The organism is Sphingosinicella rhizophila (assembly GCF_032378825.1).
GTDB classification, from domain to species: domain Bacteria; phylum Pseudomonadota; class Alphaproteobacteria; order Sphingomonadales; family Sphingomonadaceae; genus Allosphingosinicella; species Allosphingosinicella rhizophila.
Window position 1 is genome coordinate 463998 of sequence record NZ_JAVUPU010000001.1, and the last position, 16883, is coordinate 480880.

Consider the following 16883-nt stretch of genomic DNA (forward strand, 5'->3'; position numbering starts at 1 on the left):
GGTCCTGGAACGCCTAGGCAGCGAGCTTGGACCGCTCCTTGCGTGCCTTTGCCAGCTTCTTCAGCAGCATTTCCCGTTTCAGGCGGGAGAGGTGATCGATGAAGAGTATGCCTTCGAGGTGGTCCATCTCGTGCTGGAGACAGATGGCGAGCAGTCCCTCCAATTCCTCCTCATGCGGTCTGCCATCACGGTCGAGCCAGCGGGCGCGGATCCGATCCGGCCGTTCGACCTCGGCATACATGTCGGGAACGGAAAGACAGCCTTCATTATAGAGCTGCAAAGTCTCGGAGGCATCGAGAATCTCAGGATTTATGAAGACCCGGGGATCGCGGACGGGCTCTCCATCTTCCTCCTCGGGTTCCTGCAGGTCAATCACCAGCAGGCGCTTCGGCACGCCCACCTGGATCGCCGCAAGGCCAATGCCAGGGGCCGCGTACATCGTCTCGAACATATCGTCGATCAGCGCGCGAAGTTGGTCCGTCACCTCTTCGACGGGCGACGAAACCTGCCGCAACAGCGGGTCGGGAGTCTCTAGGATCGGAAGTATGGCCATGGGAAAAATGTAGGAAATATGGGGCTTTCCGTCAAGTTCAGGAGACCGGTCGCCGGGCGCGCAACGCTTGTGCGAGCGTACCCTCGTCCAGATAATCGAGTTCGCCACCGACCGGGAGGCCGTGGGCCAACTGAGTGATCCGGACCGGGAAGGTTTCGAGCCGCTCGGCCAGATAATGGGCGGTGGTCTGTCCTTCCAGGGTCGCATTCATGGCCAGCACGACTTCGTCGACGCCGCCGCGCGCGATACGGCCAATCAGCATGTCGATGCTCAGATCCTCGGGCCTGACGCCCTCAAGGGCCGAAAGACGTCCGCCCAGGACATGGAACCGCCCTGGGAAGAGGCGGGACCGGTCCAGCGCCCACAGGTCGGAAACCTCCTCCACGACGCAAAGCAGGCGATCGTCGCGGCGGGGGTCCGCGCACACGGTGCAGGGATCGATCGTGTCGACATTGCCGCAGGTGGAACAGATCGAAAGCGCCTCGTTGACTCGCTCCAGAGCTCTAAGCAAGGGCGCCAGGCTGGTTTCCCGCCGCTTCAGGAGATGAAGTACAGCCCGTCGCGCCGAACGCGGGCCGAGACCTGGCAAGCGGGCAAGCGCCTGGGTCAGCGCGTCAATTTCGGAAGAGGCCATGCGACAGGGCATATGGTGTGAAGACGCAGCTTGCCAAGCGCCTTCCTTCGCCGAGGGTCAGCAGCAATTGTCTCGAAAGGGTGGATCAAATCGAGGAACCCGCTTCGACCCATCACGAACGTGCATTTCATGGATACTGACCTTAAGCAGGCATGATGCGACTGGTCTTCATGGGAACGCCGGATTTTGCCGTGCCGGCGCTCGACAGCTTGCTCGCGGCCGGACATGAGATTGCGGCCGTCTATTCGCAGCCTCCGCGTCCGGCCGGGCGCGGCAAGGAGCTGAAGCACTCCCCCGTTCATCAGCGGGCCGAAGCCGCCGGCCTCGATGTCCGAACGCCGCACAGCCTTCGCGATGCCGAAGCGCAGGCCGCCTTTGCCGAGCTTCACCCCGACGCGGCGGTCGTGGCGGCCTACGGCCTTATTCTGCCTCAGCCCATCCTCGACGCGCCGGCTTTGGGCTGTCTCAACATCCACGCCTCCCTGCTGCCGCGCTGGCGCGGTGCCGCGCCGATCCAGCGCGCGATATTGGCGGGCGACGTGCGGACCGGTGTCACCATCATGCAGATGGAATCCGGTCTCGATACGGGGCCGATGCTGGCCGCTCGCGAGACAGATGTAGATCGCAAGACGGCAGGCAGTCTTACGGCGGAACTGGCCGATCTCGGCGGAGTCCTGATGGCCGAAGTGCTGGAGCACCTGCCAGAGCTCCGGGCCCAACCCCAGCCGGAACAAGGCATCACCTATGCGGCGAAAATCCGCAAGGATGAGGCACGGCTCGATTTCAGCCAGACCGCCATATGCGTCGAACGGCAGGTCCGCGCCTTCAATCCTGCGCCGGGCGCCTTTTTCGAATATGGCGGCGAACGCATCAAGGTCCTGGCCGCAGAACCAGCCGACCGCAGTGGGCCGGCCGGAACCGTGCTTGGCGACGACCTAGCCATCGCCTGCGGCGAGGGTGCGATCCTCCCTACCCTCGTCCAACGTTCGGGACGCGGTGCCATGTCGGCCGAGGCCCTGTTGCGCGGCTTCGCCATTCCGACAGGCGCGAAATTGGCATGACGCGTTTCCGCCTCACGATCGAATTTGACGGTCAACCTTTCATGGGCTGGCAGCGCCAGGCCCATGGCCCATCGGTCCAGCAGACGATCGAGACGGCAGTGCAGGCGATTACTGGCGAGGAGGCGTCTCTTCATGCTGCCGGGCGAACCGACGCCGGTGTTCATGCACTGGCGATGGCGGCTCATGTCGACATCGCCAAGCCGATCACCGCCTTCCGGTTCGCCGATGCCCTCAACGCCAAACTCCGTCCCGATCCGGTCGCCATAATCGCGGCGGAGCAGGTGGCGGAGGATTGGCATGCCCGATTCAGCTGCCTCGGCCGGCGCTACATCTATATCATCGTCAACCGTCGGGCGCCGCTTGCGCTTGAGGCCGGAAGGGCCTGGCGCGTCCCGGTGCCCCTCGACGCGCAAGCGATGGACGGCGCGGCCCAACTCCTGGTCGGTCGCCACGATTTCACGACCTTCCGCTCTGCCCATTGCCAGGCCGACAGTCCGATGCGGACGCTCGATCGTCTGAGCGTACGAAGGACGGGGGACCGCATCGAAATAGAAGCGGCGGCACGCTCCTTTCTCCACCATCAGGTCCGATCGATGGTGGGATGCCTGCAACTGGTGGGCCGTGGCAAATGGTCCGTTGCCGACTTGCAGGAGGCACTCGAAGCGCGCGACCGCACCGCGCTGGGCTTCAACGCGCCGCCGGACGGCCTCTATTTCGCCGAGGCACGATATGCCGAAGAGGCGCCGAAGCCGAAGAGGCGCTGAAGCGAACGCTCCAGCATCAGCAGCTGCCACAGCAACCGGCCATGTTCCCCCTTGCCCGAACGATGTTCGGCGGCCAGCCGGGCTATTGCGGAGCGGTCGAACCAGCCCAGTTCGGCGAGTGCCGATCCGCGCGCAACCGCTTCGCCTTCGGCAGCGAGTGCACCTCGAAACCAGGCGCTGATCGGGGTCACAAAACCCATTTTGCGACGATGGAGGATCTCATCCGGCAGGTAGCGCCCCAGCGCCCGCTTCATCAACCATTTGCCGCTGCCCCCCCTGAGCCGCATCCTGGCCGGCACCTTGGCGGCAAACTCCACCAGCCGGTGGTCGAGCAACGGCTCGCGCGCCTCCAGACCAACGGCCATGCTGGTCCGATCGACCTTGGTCAGAATGTCGCCAGGCAACCAGATCTTGAGATCGGCATATTGCGCCCGAGACAGGGCATCTTGCGCTGGCGCTTCGCGCATGGCGGCAACGTAAATGTCCTCGGCACGATGGCCTTGCAGCGCGCGCTCGAAATGGGGGGTATAGATCTCGGCGCGGACGTCCCGCCGGGTCGCGCTGACGGCATCGGCATAAGCCTCCTCGCTCGACCGCCCGATCGCCTGCAAAGTCGTTCTGGCGCGTAGATATTGCGGCGCCCAGTCGAGCTTCGGATAAACATCCCCCAACGCACCGACAGCCCGCCGCGCGGGGCCCGGCAGCAAGGACCGGATTCTTTCCTCTGCGCTGAACAGGCGATGGCGGCGATAGCCGGCGAAACATTCGTCAGCACCGTCGCCCGAAAGCGCGACTTTCACCTTTTCCCGCGCAAGTTCGGCAACACGATAGGTAGCCAAAGCGGAAGCGTCGGCAAATGGCTCGTCGAAAGCATCGACGAGCGTATCGATAAGTTCGAAGTCGTCCGCCGCGACGATGCGCGTCCGATGATTGGTGGCGAAGCGCTCTGCGACGATACGCGCGAAGGCAGTCTCGTCATGATCCCCTTCCTGGAAGCCTATCGAACATGTCTCGACAGCGGAACGGCTGGCTTCGGCCATCAGCGCCACGACGCCGGAACTGTCGACGCCGCCCGACAGGAATGCGCCCAGCGGAACGTCGGCCACCATCCGCGACCGCACGCCCTCGCGCAGATGCTCGACAAGCTCTTCTTCCAGCTGCCGCGCGCCGGCGCGCGATGGATTGGTAAAGTCCACGTCCCAATATTTGACCGGGGTGGGAACCGGTCGGCCCCGCCGCACCATCAAATAATGACCGGCCGCAAGTTTGCCGACGCCGGCGAGGATAGAACGCGTGTCCGGGACGTAGCCGAAAGCAAGATAATCCTCGATCGCCTGCGGATCGGGACTGCGGCGGAGCAATGGATGGGCCAGCAACGCCTTGAGCTCGGAAGCGAAGATCAGAGCGCCGTCCGAGACTTCCGCGAGAAAGAGCGGCTTAACCCCGAGCCTGTCGCGGGCCAGGAAGATCAGGTCGGCATCGGCATCGTACAATGCAAAGGCGAACATGCCATTGAAACGCCGGAGGCAATCCGGCCCCCACTGCCGCCAGCCGGCGAGGATGACTTCAGTGTCGCTGTCGCTTCGGAAAGCATGGCCGAGCGCGCTCAGTTCCGATCGCAGCTCGCGGAAATTGTAGATCTCGCCATTGTAGGTGACGGCCAGCTTCCTGTCGGCCGTTAGCATCGGCTGCGCGCCGCCGGCCAGATCGATGATGGACAGCCGTCTATGGCCCAGCCCGACTCCGGGCGCCGTCCAGACACCAGCGCCGTCGGGACCCCGATGGGCAAGCATATCCGCCATCGCCTTCACGCGGGACGGGCTGACCGGTTTGGGGATGTCGGGATGGAAGATCCCGGCAATGCCGCACATCAGCGCGCCTTCATGCCGGCAGCCCGGTCGGCAAGCCTGCTGATCGGCCCCAGGTCGCGCAGGAACGCATCGATCGCAGGACGTGGATCCGCCCCTTCGGCCGGCGCCTCGGACGATATGAGAATCGCTACCGCCCGCTGCGGTCCGCCCAAAAGGCGCATCTTCATTGTCTCCAGCTTCACGGCGAGCGGGCTGCCCGTCAGGATCGTGCCGACACGATAATGAGTGACGACTTCGCGGATAGTGCCAAATGAGGCAATGCGCTCCGCACGAGCGTCCGGCAGAGCCTTGCCAGCCGCCGTCCACGCCCATGCTCCTCCCGGAGCGACTGCGCCCTGGCCGAAACCGACAAGTTCGCGGCCCTCCTCCTGCCGGGCGAAGACGGCGATGGCCAGATCGACCTCCTGACCCTTTTGATTGCGGTAGCGACCGAGACGGAGTGCGTCGGCGCCAGCGAAATGGGGCTGCCAGGGACGGCCGCGGTCCGCCCGCACCCTTTCCCAGCCCCTGACGGAAGGCAGAATGACGTCGCCCGCCGCCACCGGGGTGGAGGTCGCGGCGATAGCCATCGACCACAGGATCGGGATCGAGCCGATGGCCAGGACGGCCATCGTCACCTGCAGCAATCGCCTGGACGAAGTTGCCGCAGGCACTTCAGGCTGGAGCGATTCCGGATCGAACCAGCGATCACCCGGACCCCGATCGAAGAAGGGCCAGCCTGCCGCCATGATGAGCACAATGACGATCGCGAAGAAGATCCAGCCGTAAAGGACATGGTCGAATCCGACTGCGAATTCGATGCTGGTCAGGTGCGCAACATAGATTGTTCCCCAGGCCCGGAGCCCGTTCGCCAGGATCGGAATGAGGATGGCGGCCGCCATGAACGAAATTCGCCGCGGCCAGGATCTGAAGCACACATTCGCCACGAGAGCCCCATAAGCCACCATGGCAACCAGGAACTTAACCCCGGAACAGGCCTCCGCGACCTCGAAATAGCCCGATGGAATGGAGATGAAGATACCTTCGATATGGGCCGGAATTCCGACGAGGGCGAGCAGCGCCATGCAGATCTCCGCCGTCACATTTTGCATCAGCGGCACGATCTCCTCGCCTATCGGGATCAGGAAGACGGCGTAGAAGAGCGGGAATGCGAGGCCGCGCGCGACCGCCTTGCCAAGACAGACGACGACGGTGCCCTGCAGCATGAGCACCAGCCCGGCATGTCGCGCCAAAGCGACGCCGCCGGCATCCCCCAACAACCATCCCGCCGCGCCCGCCGCGACGACCAGAAGTCCCGGCGTCCAGATGGTGGGGACGAGCCCGCGAAGCTCGGGCAGGCGCTGCCAGACCAGCCAGGCGATGATCGGCAGGATCAGGAGGCAATGGTTGAATGTCGAGCTGGTGAGCCAGATTTCCACCATCTGCACTGCGTCGCGGCTGAAGAGAAGCAGGATCGACACGACGAGGCCCACCAGCGCCAGTAACGGATGCTGCCATATATCTGTCCTCCCCAGGGAGACCGTTTGGTCGATCCCGACCTGGGCCGTCATGCGGCCTGCCGCCGCGGCGGGGCCGAGAGCATGTCGGTCAGTGCCGCAAGCTTGGCCGCCCAGGGATACGCCATCTGCATATGGCGGCGCGCTGCTTTGCCCATGGCTTGCGCTTGCCTGGCATCTTCCAGCAGGGATATGACGGCGTCCGCCTGGCTGTCCGGCGCGGCGACGATCAGGTCGCGACCCGGCACGGCATCGATCCCTTCGAAAGCGGCTGGTGAGGCCACGACGGGCCGGCCCATGGCCATGGCTTCCAGCACCTTGTTCTGAATGCCTCTCGCCACTTGCAGCGGCGCAACGACCACATTGGCGGCGAGGAGCCAGGGTCGAACATCCTCGACCGCGCCGGTGACCACCACCGCGTCGCCATCGGCCAGCCGCTTGACCGCATCAGAGGGCTGACGGCCGACGATCGCGAAGCGCGCTCCCGGCACATTTTGCCGGATTCGAGGGAAGATGTCCCGCGCGAACAATGTAACCGCCTCGATATTGGGGCGATAGTTCATCTGCCCGGTGAACACGATGAGAGGTCCCTGGCTCTGGTTCGCCAAACCCTCAAAAACCGAGGCAGGGTCATAGAATTGAAGGTCGACGCCATTCTCGAGCGCTCGAATATCCGCATGCGCCAAACCGGCACGATCGCGGAACAGCATCACCTCCGCCTCGCTGACGAACAGGCTCGTATCGGCACGTGCGGCGGTCTTCCGTTCGAAAGCGAACAGGCGCTCCGCCTCGCGCCGGTACACCCAACGCATCGGCGTGGACGCCCCCTCGGCAAAGGCGGCAAACTTCGCAGAATCCATGTCGACGAAGTCCATGATGAACCGTTGCGCTCCCGCCTCGGGCACGAATTGCGCCATCTGTCCCGAGAAGGCGAATATCGTGCCGACGGGCTCGCGTTCGATCAGCTTCGCCACGAAAGCGCGCAAGCTGGCATTGTCGAAAGAGGTCAATGATATCGGCCTGCCCGAGACCAGAGCTGCTAGACCTGCAGAGACGCGAGAGCGGCGGCGTATTTCGACATGCACTTCTCCCAGCGTGGCTCCCAGGGCCTGCCTCAACGCGCCGAGATGGCCGAGATCCGCTTCCTCGTCGGCAAAGCAGGCGAGATGCACGCGCGTCAGCGTCGCGAGGTGTCTGATGATATTCCAGGAACGGATACGGTCGCCGCGGTCAGGGGGAAAGGGAATGCGGTGGGCGAGGAACAGGATGTCGTCCATCATCCCAAGCCCCGCGCGATCATGGGGCCGATCCGGTTGGCGAGCCAAAGCGGCACATTCCGCCACAAGGCAACCTGCAGCCGATATTTAGGATTGAGTGGGTTCGTCTCCCGCCCGTGACCGTGGACGGAGTAGGAAAGCGGCTCGGGCGTGAACCCCCAATTCTTCTTAAAGGCGAAGGCCCCGGTTCCATATTTGGATCGGCCGAAATCGAAGCATGTGCAGCCGCGCCTGACCGCGTGGCGCATCAGCTCGAAATAAAGCAGTTCGTTCGCGCGCCAGCTGCGTGCCTCCATCGTGCCCCCGCCCCAATATGGCAGGACGCTTCCCTTGAAATAGAAACTGAGCACGCTCGCAACCGGCCGGCCGTCCCGGCTGACGGTGACTATGTCGGCCTTGTCGCCAAAGGCTTCCAACATCGATCGGAACAAGGCGCGCGGGAAGACTGGCGTGCCGAGATTGCGCACGCTTTCGGCATAGACGCGGTAGTGAAGTTCGATATCGCGATCGATCCGGGTCTGGAGATCATAGCCGAGCGCTCGCCGCACTTCGGCGCGCTGCTTGCGCGGAATGGCGGCGAGGATCGCCTCGTCATCCGTCGGCAAATCCCGCGCGAACCCCGCATAGACGCTCTCTATCCGTCGCCATCCGGCGGGAATGGCGCCCCCTCTCAATTCGACCGTCGGACAATCGAGGGTTGCCGCAAGTTCGACCGCAGCATCAGCGAGCGCGTCAACAGCCTCCCGGCTGCCGATGGCGCCGCCGCCCACCCCAAAGCCCGCCGAGACCAAGGCAGAACCAAATAGCCGCGACCGGATCTCACTGAGCGGCAGGAGCCCGGCAATCGCCCCAGATTCGCTCTCGGCGATCAGATAATGGCCGCGCTGGCCGCAGCCGGCCTCCACCGCCCGGCTCCATTCCGGCAGGTGGAAAAGCTGCGCGTCAGGGCAGGTTTCGACGAACGCCCGGATTGCCGTATCGTCAATCCCTTCCGCAGAGCGGGTCCGAAGCCCCGCAACCGTTCGAAAGGCGTTCATTGCAGCCGGGTCCGCTCGATTGCCACCACCTCGTCAGTGCGGCCCCAGCGATGCGCGCGCAACAGCTTCTCCAGCTTGGGGCGCATCGCCTTCAGCCGGCTATAATGGCGCAGGCGCGACCTTAGCGGCGCACGTGCCACCCGTGGCTGGTCCGGATCGACCTCCCAAGGATGAAAATAGAAGACGGCCGGCCGGCCCTCCCTGCGATTGACGCGGCCGATCGCCCAGTCGGAGAATCGATAGGGAAGCAGGCGGAAAAAGCCGCCCCCACCGGCTGCGAGACGGCGGCCGGCCAATTCCACTGTGGTCACAGGAAGCTCGATCAGACCAGCATCCGAAAGCGGCCGATAGGCGAAGCGCGGTGCGCTCGGCCAACCATAATGGTCGTGCCGCAACGGCGCCACGCTGGACGAATAGCTATAGCCCTGCTCGGCCAGGACATGATGTGCCCAGGGGGTGCGGGCGTCGATCGAGAAGCTGGGTGCACGATAGCCGCTTGGCGATTGACCGCAGGCATCCTCGATGGTCCGTCGCGCGCGCTCGAGATCGGCACCGAAAGCCGCCCTGTCCATTTCAAACACGCGCTTATGGTCCCAGCCATGACTGGCGATTTCATGACCTTCGTCGGCGATGCGTCGAACGAGGTCCGGATAACGCTCCGCGATCCAGCCGAGAATGAAGAACGTGCCCTTGACCTTGGCATCGTCGAACAATTGCAGCACGGTGTCGCCATTATGCTCGACACGCTGCTCGAGCCCGTCCCATGTCTCGCGCGCGATCACCTTCTCGAAGGCGCCGACCTGGAACCAGTCCTCGATATCGACCGAGAGGGCGTTCAGCATGGCATGCCCTTCCCGAAAGGTCAGGCGGCGTTGGTGTGATAGCTTGGCGCAGCCTGGCCACCTTCCACCCAGTCGACCAGAAGGGTCAAAACGCGGCGAAGAGCGACATCCTGCTCCTCGAGCCGGGCCTCCAGCGAAGCAACACGCCGCGCCAGTGCCTCGTCCTGGATCATATGGACGGGCGCGTCGGACGGCGCGGGAGCAACATGATCGATGCCAGCCGCCTGCGACGTGCGAAGCGGGAGCACCTTGTCCTCGCTGGGCCCGGGGCGATCCGCGATCATGTCGGCGGCGACAATATCCACGGCCTCGGCGCCAATCTCTTCCATTCCTTCCATTGAAGCATAGAGGAGCACGCGGTTGGCGAGCTTGTTGATCCTCCTAGGCAGACCGCCGGTGTGACGGAACAATGCGGCAAATGCCTCCTCGTCGAATTCGGGACGGCCCTCCCAGCCGGCGACTGTCAGCCGATGAAGGATATAGGATTCCATCTCGCCCGGTTCGATCGGTCCCAGATGATGGGTGGCGATGACGCGCTGGCGCAATTGCTCCAGCCCCTCTTCGAAGGCGATCCTGTCGCGGAATTCCGGCTGCCCGAGCAGGAAGATCTGCAGATAGGCCCGGCCATGCGACTGGAAGTTTGACAACATGCGTAACTCTTCGAGGGCAGAACGGGATAGGTTCTGCGCTTCGTCGACGATCAGAAGCGTTCGCTTCCCGCGTCGTCCTTCCTCGGCCAAGAATTGTTCGATCCGTTCCAGTAGCTGCGCCTTGTGCAGCCCGTTCGTGACGATGCCCATGCCCTGCGCGGCCAGTCGCAGCATGTCGTCTCCCTCGACCTGCGAGGAAACGATGCTGACAAGGTTGAGCCTTTCCGTGTCGATCGTCGCCATCAGATGGGCTACGAGCGTCGATTTGCCGGCGCCGACCTCGCCCGTAATGACGATGAAGCCTTCCCCCTGGGCCAGGCCATAGCCCAGATAGGCCATCGCCTTCTTGTGGGTGCGGCTTTCGAAATAGAAGCGCGCATCCGGGGTCAGCTGGAAAGGGCGATCGGTAAGGCCGTAATGTTCCGTATACATCAAACGTCTCCGTGCACGCCTCAGAAGGCGTATCTCAGGCCGAACAGGATGGAAGCCACGCTGCTGTCATATTGGCCGGCATCAACCGTATAGATGCCTGCCTGGGCGGTCGCTTCGAGATGGCCGTCCATCAACGTGTGGTAATAGCTGCCGGTCAAACCCGCACTGCGGCTGCTGCGGACGCCTGCGGCGCCGCTGTCGAACCAGCCCAGATAGGAATCGAGCGCCACGCTCGAATTGCGGCTCAGCTGGCGTTCCGCATTCGCCTGGAAGGTCACGCTCTCATCCGTGACATTGGCGAGGTTGAACGGAATGGCGTTGTCGCCGGCGCCGAAATAATTTCGGCGGGCGTAGCCGAGCCCTGCGCCGAAGCTCCACGGCCCGCGGCCGCCCGAAAAGAGAATGGCTGCGCCGCGGTAGCGAAAACTCGAATTATTGATCGACTGGAGCGCATCGTCGAAGCAAGTGCCGCTGCCCGGATCATTGCCGAAGACGCACCCGCCGCCGCCGCTCAGACGGTTTCGTCCAATCTTGAAGTCGACCGGCAAACCGTTGAGATCGCTGATAAGAAGCCTGCCGAAGCTTGTCACCTGATCATAGACCGAGGCAGTGATGGCGTAGGATTCGTTGATCCGATGCTCCAGCGATCCGACGAAGGTCGTGCCGCCATAGCGCCGGCCGACACGGGCCTGCAGCTCGGTGCGGCGACTGGGCCGCCAGATGACGCCCACGTCCCAGATGAGGCCGCTCTGGTCATAAGCCAGGAGTCGAGGCCTGCTTGGGTCCGCTACCAGCTCTCCGTTCGGCCCCACGATCGGGAATCCGTTGGTGTCACGCAAAATGTCCTGCTGGCTCGCCTTCAACTTCTCGTAACCGGCACCCCCGGTCAAAGCGAGACTGTAGGTCACGGGGACGACGATGTCGCCGCGCACGAACACGGCCTCATTCGTGGCGTCGAGTATGTCATTGTCTTCGCGCGAATAGCCCGCGCCTACGGTCCAGCCGACGGGCAATTCGCCGGGGCCCATGCCGACGCTGGCGGCGGCGCTGTGGATGACGCTGCCGTCGTAGCGGTCGAATCTGGGCTGACCGGGCACTTGCGAGACACCGGCAAGGCCATGATCGTCGACATGAACATAACCGAGCCGATAGCTGGCACCAACGTCGACGGCGCCGACCTTGGTCGACAAGGTGGGTCCCGCATAGACGCTGTAGATTTCGACCAGATTGGGATCGTCCGCCGTTTGGAACCCGGGCACCGGCACGCTGAGGTCGCCATGCGACCGCGCCGCCAGCGCGCCGGCGTCGAAGGTCAGTAGGTTGGGGACGACCGTGAGTTGCGCAGCGGCGAGACCGGTATGGATATCATTGTCGGAAAGATTGTCATTCCACGCGATCCGGCGCTGATAATTGTAGCTGATCGTCGCCTTCACCCGCTGACTGCTGACAAAGGCGTCAACACCCGCGCCGACCGAGGTATAGGTAAGGACGTCGCCGCCATTCAGGTCGGCACTTAGCACCTGCTGGACTTCCAGATAAGGCGTGATCCTGCTTCGGGGCTCGCCTTTGAGGGTCGCGGCGGACGCGAGCGCGAGCCCAGCGGCAAGAGCCGCGGCGGCCAGCGCCCGGAGGCCCCGTTTCCTGAACATATCGGTCATTGGCCATATCCGTAATAGTTGCCGTACCGGCGTCCGCCGGCGGCAAAGGCTTCCGCGTTCAGCATCAGGCTGACCGTGTCGCAGGCGGAAAGAATCCCCAGGGCCTCGCGAAGATCGGAATCGGTCGTCTGGTCGGCCCGCACCACGATCAGCAGTTGGCCGACATGGGCAGCTAGAACCGATGCCGGCGATGCCATCAAAGCGGGCGGCGAATCGAACAGGACCAGGCGGCGCGGATGGTCGCGGACCAGATCGCCCAGAACCTGCCTCGTGCGATCCGATCCGAGCAGTTCGGTGACATTGTTGGCGGCGCGCCCGGCCGGCAACAGGGACAAGCCCTCGATGTCGGTGCGCACGACGAAGCGCTCGACATCGGCAGTTTCGCTGCCGATAGCATCGATCAGGCCGGGCCCCGGCTCCAGACCGAGCGTCGGGAAGATTTCCGGCTTGTTGAAGTCGCCATCGACCAGCAGCACGTCCAGGTCGGGCTCGGCGGCGAGCGACAAAGCCAGATTGATCGCACAGAAGGTCTTGCCCTCGCCGGTCTGGGCCGAACAAACGAGAATGGACCGCTTCTTTTCCTCGGGAAGGTGCGACTGGGCCTTGATCGAGGCCAGCAGCTGGCGCTTCACGATCCGGAATTCCTCGGCAAGGCTTCCGACGGGCGCCTCCGGAACAATGAATCCTCCCTCACGCAGCCTCTCGCGATCCACTCCGACGATGCCGCCGCCAGTGATCGGCCGGCGCACCGCAAGTCGGGGTGCGGGCTCATGGACCGGCCCGGTCGAATGCGTGGTGGCGGGTGTCGAAACTTCATGAATGGCCGGCTCGATCCCGGACTGGAGCGCCGGATCGGCTTTCACTTCGCTCGGCGGCGCTGGGTCCGGGCTGCGACGCAGGGCGGCGCCGAAATCATAGATTTCCGCCGCGCGTTCGAGCAGGGATTCGGCCTTGAGGGGACTGTGCTTGGTCATGTCGTTTCCTCAGGCCACCGTGCTGCGCTGCCAGAATTCGACGAGCATCAGGATCGCATAGCTGGCGAACAAGGCGCCCCCTGCCCCGCCCAGCCAGATCAGGCGCTGACGGTCGCGCACCTTCCTGTCGGGCGTGATGAACTCGCTGATCGCGCCCAGCACCGGCAGGCCGGTCGCTTCCTGAAGCCGATTCCGCGTCGGGAAGGTGGTGACAAGCTGCGCCTTGGCGAAGGCCGCGGCCACGCCAGCGCCCAGACCGAACACCAGGATCAGGCTCAGGAAGAGCGGCCGGTTCGGCGTCGACGGCACCAACGGCTGATTGGGCGGATCGATGATTCGGAACTTGATCGGAACCGTCTTCGTCTCGACGTCGCTGCGCAGCCGGAGCTGCTCTCGATCTTCCAGCAACTTGTCATATTGCCGCTTCAGCACCTCATAGTCGCGATTGAGTCGTGCCTGTTCGGCGGCGACGCCGGGTTCCGACGATTGCCGCGACGACAATTGCGCCATGTCCGATTGGAGCTGGTTCTTGCGCGCGGACGCGGCAGCGGCCTGCGCCTCCTTTTCCGCGACCATGGCGCGGAGGGAGACATAGGCGGGATTGGAGGCGCCCGGAGGGCGACCGCCCGCGGCCGCGCGTTCCTGGGCCGCCTGCGGCTTCAGTCGGGCGATCTGGGCGCGTGTGGCGACGAGATCGGGATGCTGGTCGGTCCAACCCCGGGCTGCGCCTTGACTGATCTGCGCTTCCAGCTGCGCTATCTGCTGGCTGGCCGGCCCGTAACCACCGCCCGCTTCATAGCTGCCGGCGATGGTCGGCGCCGTACTGTTGAGCTGGCCCCGCAGCGAGGCGAGCGCGCTTTGCGCCTGGATCAGCTGCTGATCGACATTGGCCAGCTCGGCGCGGGCGATGCTCATCCGCTGGGCGATCGATCCTTCCCCGGGCAACAGGCCCAGAAAACGCTGCTCGAATTCGACGCGGCGCTGCTCGGCTTCCTGCAACCCGACTTCGCGGCGCTTCAACTCCTCGTCCAGGAAGGCAAGCGTCTGGACCGTGTCCGCACCGTCACCGGTACCGCCGGTCTCGCCGAAAACGTCCAGGAGATTCTGCACGATGGCAGCCGCGGTCTTGGCATTCTGTCGGTTCGAAAAGCCGGATACGCTGGTCGTGGCGGCGATTTCGAACAAATTGTCCTGTTGCGCCGTGACCTTGATCGATTCGCGCAACTTGCCGACCTGCACGGCGAGATCCTGCGGGCTGGCAACCAGGTTGTTGAGGTCGGTCCTGCGCACCACCTTTTCCAGACTGGCAGTCGAGGTCAAAGTCTGCCGCATCCGCATCAGGTCGTTGGCGCGATCCATCGGCGTGATTCCGGCCTGGCTCGGCAGGGCGGATTGCATCTGCACGAATACCTTCGCCTTCGATTCATAGCTGTTCGGGATGAGCGCGATGACCAGCCATCCGATCAGGCAAAGGCCCCAGGCCACGGCGAGCGCAAGCCATCTGCGCTTCCAGACCTGGTGGATGGCCAATCGCATCTGATCATATAATCCGTCCATCGACGTTCACGTCCTTCAAAGATGGGCTGGTCTGCGGTCCGGCTTCAGAACATGGTCTCGGGAATGATGATGACGTCACCGGGCTCTAGCCGGACGTTGGCACGCGTATCTCCGCGCTTCAGCAGACTCGAAATCTTGAGGTCGTATTCGACCTGCTTGCCGGTGGCACGATCCTGGCGGACCAGGCGGGCGCGGTTCCCGGCAGCATATTCGGAAAGGCCGCCGACCTCGATCATGGCATCGAGCAGGGTCATATTGGCTCGATAGGGAAGCGAGGCCGGTTTCTCGGTCGCTCCGACGACGCGGATCTGCTGCGAAAACGTGCCCTGAAACTTGTCCACCATCACCGAGACGCGCGGATCCTCGATATATTGGGTGAGCACGGCCTTGATTTCATCGGCGAGCTGGCCCGGCGTCTTACCGACCGCGACCATGTCGCTGATCAGTGGCGTCGTGATCCGGCCGTCGGGACGCACCTGCACCTTGGCGCCAAGTTCCGGATTGCGCCATACGAAGACGGTGAGTTCGTCGAGCGCACCGATAATGTATTTCTCGGCATTCTCGTTGTCGTCATTGCCGACGAAAGAGGCCGCCGGAAGTGAATTGCCCGATCCACCGCTGGAAGCGCAGCCGCCAAGCATGGTGGCGCTGACGCCAAATGCCAGTGCCAAAATGGTCTTGTTCGATACACGCATGGAACGTTCCTCTTGCCAGCCGAGCCCGCATCCCGCCCGTAGGGAACGGGCGCGAAATCGGGCCTCCTATGGGCTCAAGAGGTAAAATTACCGTTAGGAACAAGGGGCTTTGGCGGGCCGTCCCGATATGGGATCGACCTGCAAAAAAGGTTAAAGCCCCTTGCCCACCAGCATCTCGCGGGCCGGCGGGTGGCCCAGGAAGGCCTGCGGGCTCGCGGAAAGCCCATATGCGCCGGCCCTGAACAGAGCGACGAGATCGCCCGGACCGGCTTTGGGCAGCATGACGTCATCGGCGAGCCGATCCAGCGGTGTGCAGAGGCATCCGACGATACTGGTTTCTTCTTCCGCAGGCGCATTGAGCTGCGTGGCGATGGCAGAGGCGTAGTTGCGGCGGACGACCTGGCCGAAATTGCCGGACGCGGCGAGCTGATGATGCATGCCGCCGTCCGTCACGAGAAAGATCTTCCCATGGCTGGTCTTGCGATCGACGATCCGGGTCAGATAGACACCGGCCTCGCCCACCAGCCAGCGGCCCAATTCGATCGCGAATCTGGTGCCGCGAAGCCTGTCGTGACGTCGCTCCAGGCCCTCGTTCAGGGCCGCAGCCACTTTCTCGACGTCCAGAGGCTGTTCGCCGCCGAAATAGGGTATGCCGAAACCGCCGCCGAGATTGACGAGCGGCGGTGCCGCGCCAACCTCCTCGGATAGTTTGGCCGCGAGCAAGAGCGTCGCTCGCTGGGCTTCGATCAGCGCGTCCGCATCCAGCGCCTGAGACCCGGCAAAGATATGAAAGCCGCGCCATTCGGCATCTTGGTCGAGGATCGTGCGCACGAGCGCCGGCACGCGCTCCGCGTCGACCCCGAAGGGCTTGGCGCCGCCGCCCATGCGCATTCCCGAGCCTTTGATCTCGAAATCCGGATTGACCCGGACGGCCAGGCGCGGCGTCCGGCCCAGCCGCCGGCCGATCGATATCGCCCGCTCCACCTCTCCCTGAGACTCGCAATTCAGCGTCACGCCAGCGGAAATGGCGGCCTCCAGCTCGTCGTCGCGCTTTCCCGGGCCGGCGAACGAGATATGGTCCGCGCCGGCACCTGCCTCCATGGCCGAGACCATCTCACCGCCCGAGGCCACATCGAGGCCATCGACCAGCTTCGTGATCTGCGTGAGCAATGGCGGATAAGTGTTTGCTTTTATGGCATAATGTAGCTGAACGTCGCCAAAGGCGTTGCGGAAGCGCCGAATGCGGCTGGCGACAATGTCGAAATCGTAAACGAACAAGGGCGTGTCCCCCGCTTCGGCCACGAGCGCGTCGGCCGGCCGGCCGCCGATTCGCAACATCTTTTCGTCGACGCAGAAATCCGCCGGTATCGTTCCCATCGGTT

General features: G+C 63.8%; 15 protein-coding genes. 2 read left to right on the forward strand and 13 right to left on the reverse strand.

The genetic code is table 11. The features are described from left to right. Positions 1-13: 13 nt before the first annotated feature. Both def and recR read right to left on the reverse strand, forming a co-directional pair. On the reverse strand, positions 14-553 hold the full coding sequence (gene def, locus RQX22_RS02130) for a peptide deformylase (RefSeq protein ID WP_315723197.1): 540 nt from the start codon (positions 551-553) through the stop codon (positions 14-16). A 37-nt stretch (positions 554-590) separates the two neighbouring features. Beyond that, a complete protein-coding gene (gene recR, locus RQX22_RS02135; RefSeq protein ID WP_315723199.1) occupies positions 591-1187 on the reverse strand; it encodes a recombination mediator RecR in 597 nt (198 codons plus the stop codon). A 155-nt stretch (positions 1188-1342) separates the two neighbouring features. On the opposite strand from recR, the gene fmt reads away from it, so the two are divergent. Together fmt and truA are read left to right on the forward strand one after the other, a co-directional pair. After that, positions 1343-2248, forward strand: a complete 906-nt coding sequence (gene fmt, locus RQX22_RS02140; protein ID WP_315723530.1) for a methionyl-tRNA formyltransferase — start codon at positions 1343-1345, stop codon at positions 2246-2248. Continuing rightward, a complete protein-coding gene (gene truA / locus RQX22_RS02145) occupies positions 2245-3012 on the forward strand; it encodes a tRNA pseudouridine(38-40) synthase TruA (protein ID WP_315723201.1) in 768 nt (255 codons plus the stop codon). The genes fmt and truA overlap by 4 nt, the downstream gene beginning before the upstream one ends. Here the strand turns inward: truA and RQX22_RS02150 are convergent. The 11 genes from RQX22_RS02150 to RQX22_RS02200 form a co-directional block, all read right to left on the reverse strand. Then, positions 2958-4883, reverse strand: a complete 1926-nt coding sequence (locus RQX22_RS02150; protein ID WP_315723203.1) for an XrtA/PEP-CTERM system amidotransferase — start codon at positions 4881-4883, stop codon at positions 2958-2960. The genes truA and RQX22_RS02150 overlap by 55 nt on opposite strands. Continuing rightward, positions 4883-6433 (reverse strand): exosortase A, encoded by a 1551-nt coding sequence (xrtA, locus tag RQX22_RS02155; protein ID WP_315723205.1) that lies wholly within the window; start codon positions 6431-6433, stop codon positions 4883-4885. The genes RQX22_RS02150 and xrtA overlap by 1 nt, the downstream gene beginning before the upstream one ends. Further along, a complete protein-coding gene (locus tag RQX22_RS02160) occupies positions 6430-7659 on the reverse strand; it encodes a TIGR03087 family PEP-CTERM/XrtA system glycosyltransferase (RefSeq protein ID WP_315723207.1) in 1230 nt (409 codons plus the stop codon). The genes xrtA and RQX22_RS02160 overlap by 4 nt, the downstream gene beginning before the upstream one ends. Next, positions 7656-8693: a FemAB family XrtA/PEP-CTERM system-associated protein gene (locus tag RQX22_RS02165; protein ID WP_315723209.1), complete on the reverse strand. Its 1038-nt coding sequence runs from the start codon at positions 8691-8693 to the stop codon at positions 7656-7658. The genes RQX22_RS02160 and RQX22_RS02165 overlap by 4 nt, the downstream gene beginning before the upstream one ends. Next, the gene (locus RQX22_RS02170) at positions 8690-9535 is read right to left on the reverse strand and encodes an XrtA system polysaccharide deacetylase (protein ID WP_315723211.1); all 846 of its coding nucleotides are present in this window, start codon (positions 9533-9535) and stop codon (positions 8690-8692) included. Before RQX22_RS02170 ends, RQX22_RS02165 begins: the two co-directional genes overlap by 4 nt. 20 nt (positions 9536-9555) lie before the next feature. Further along, positions 9556-10617, reverse strand: coding sequence for an XrtA/PEP-CTERM system-associated ATPase (locus RQX22_RS02175; RefSeq protein ID WP_315723212.1), 1062 nt, complete (start codon positions 10615-10617; stop codon positions 9556-9558). Between the two features lie 20 nt (positions 10618-10637). Next, positions 10638-12275, reverse strand: a complete 1638-nt coding sequence (locus tag RQX22_RS02180) for a porin family protein (RefSeq protein ID WP_315723214.1) — start codon at positions 12273-12275, stop codon at positions 10638-10640. Continuing rightward, a complete protein-coding gene (locus RQX22_RS02185; protein ID WP_315723216.1) occupies positions 12272-13249 on the reverse strand; it encodes a P-loop NTPase family protein in 978 nt (325 codons plus the stop codon). The genes RQX22_RS02180 and RQX22_RS02185 overlap by 4 nt, the downstream gene beginning before the upstream one ends. 9 nt (positions 13250-13258) lie before the next feature. Further along, the gene (locus RQX22_RS02190) at positions 13259-14806 is read right to left on the reverse strand and encodes an XrtA system polysaccharide chain length determinant (RefSeq protein ID WP_315723218.1); all 1548 of its coding nucleotides are present in this window, start codon (positions 14804-14806) and stop codon (positions 13259-13261) included. 44 nt (positions 14807-14850) lie between these two features. After that, positions 14851-15501, reverse strand: coding sequence for an XrtA/PEP-CTERM system exopolysaccharide export protein (locus tag RQX22_RS02195; protein ID WP_315723220.1), 651 nt, complete (start codon positions 15499-15501; stop codon positions 14851-14853). 150 nt (positions 15502-15651) lie between these two features. Further along, complete coding sequence (locus RQX22_RS02200) at positions 15652-16878, reverse strand: pyridoxal-dependent decarboxylase, exosortase A system-associated (protein ID WP_315723532.1); 1227 nt, start codon at positions 16876-16878, stop codon at positions 15652-15654. Positions 16879-16883: the final 5 nt, after the last annotated feature.

Bases quoted from the DNA above. Each gene is read 5' to 3' on its own strand.
- def (WP_315723197.1), bottom strand. From the start codon at position 553: ATGGCCATACTTCCGATCCTAGAGACTCCCGACCCGCTGTTGCGGCAG.
- recR (WP_315723199.1), bottom strand. From the start codon at position 1,187: ATGGCCTCTTCCGAAATTGACGCGCTGACCCAGGCGCTTGCCCGCTTG.
- fmt (WP_315723530.1), top strand. From the start codon at position 1,343: ATGCGACTGGTCTTCATGGGAACGCCGGATTTTGCCGTGCCGGCGCTC.
- truA (WP_315723201.1), top strand. From the start codon at position 2,245: ATGACGCGTTTCCGCCTCACGATCGAATTTGACGGTCAACCTTTCATG.
- RQX22_RS02150 (WP_315723203.1), bottom strand. From the start codon at position 4,883: ATGTGCGGCATTGCCGGGATCTTCCATCCCGACATCCCCAAACCGGTC.
- xrtA (WP_315723205.1), bottom strand. From the start codon at position 6,433: ATGACGGCCCAGGTCGGGATCGACCAAACGGTCTCCCTGGGGAGGACA.
- RQX22_RS02160 (WP_315723207.1), bottom strand. From the start codon at position 7,659: ATGATGGACGACATCCTGTTCCTCGCCCACCGCATTCCCTTTCCCCCT.
- RQX22_RS02165 (WP_315723209.1), bottom strand. From the start codon at position 8,693: ATGAACGCCTTTCGAACGGTTGCGGGGCTTCGGACCCGCTCTGCGGAA.
- RQX22_RS02170 (WP_315723211.1), bottom strand. From the start codon at position 9,535: ATGCTGAACGCCCTCTCGGTCGATATCGAGGACTGGTTCCAGGTCGGC.
- RQX22_RS02175 (WP_315723212.1), bottom strand. From the start codon at position 10,617: ATGTATACGGAACATTACGGCCTTACCGATCGCCCTTTCCAGCTGACC.
- RQX22_RS02180 (WP_315723214.1), bottom strand. From the start codon at position 12,275: ATGACCGATATGTTCAGGAAACGGGGCCTCCGGGCGCTGGCCGCCGCG.
- RQX22_RS02185 (WP_315723216.1), bottom strand. From the start codon at position 13,249: ATGACCAAGCACAGTCCCCTCAAGGCCGAATCCCTGCTCGAACGCGCG.
- RQX22_RS02190 (WP_315723218.1), bottom strand. From the start codon at position 14,806: ATGGACGGATTATATGATCAGATGCGATTGGCCATCCACCAGGTCTGG.
- RQX22_RS02195 (WP_315723220.1), bottom strand. From the start codon at position 15,501: ATGCGTGTATCGAACAAGACCATTTTGGCACTGGCATTTGGCGTCAGC.
- RQX22_RS02200 (WP_315723532.1), bottom strand. From the start codon at position 16,878: ATGGGAACGATACCGGCGGATTTCTGCGTCGACGAAAAGATGTTGCGA.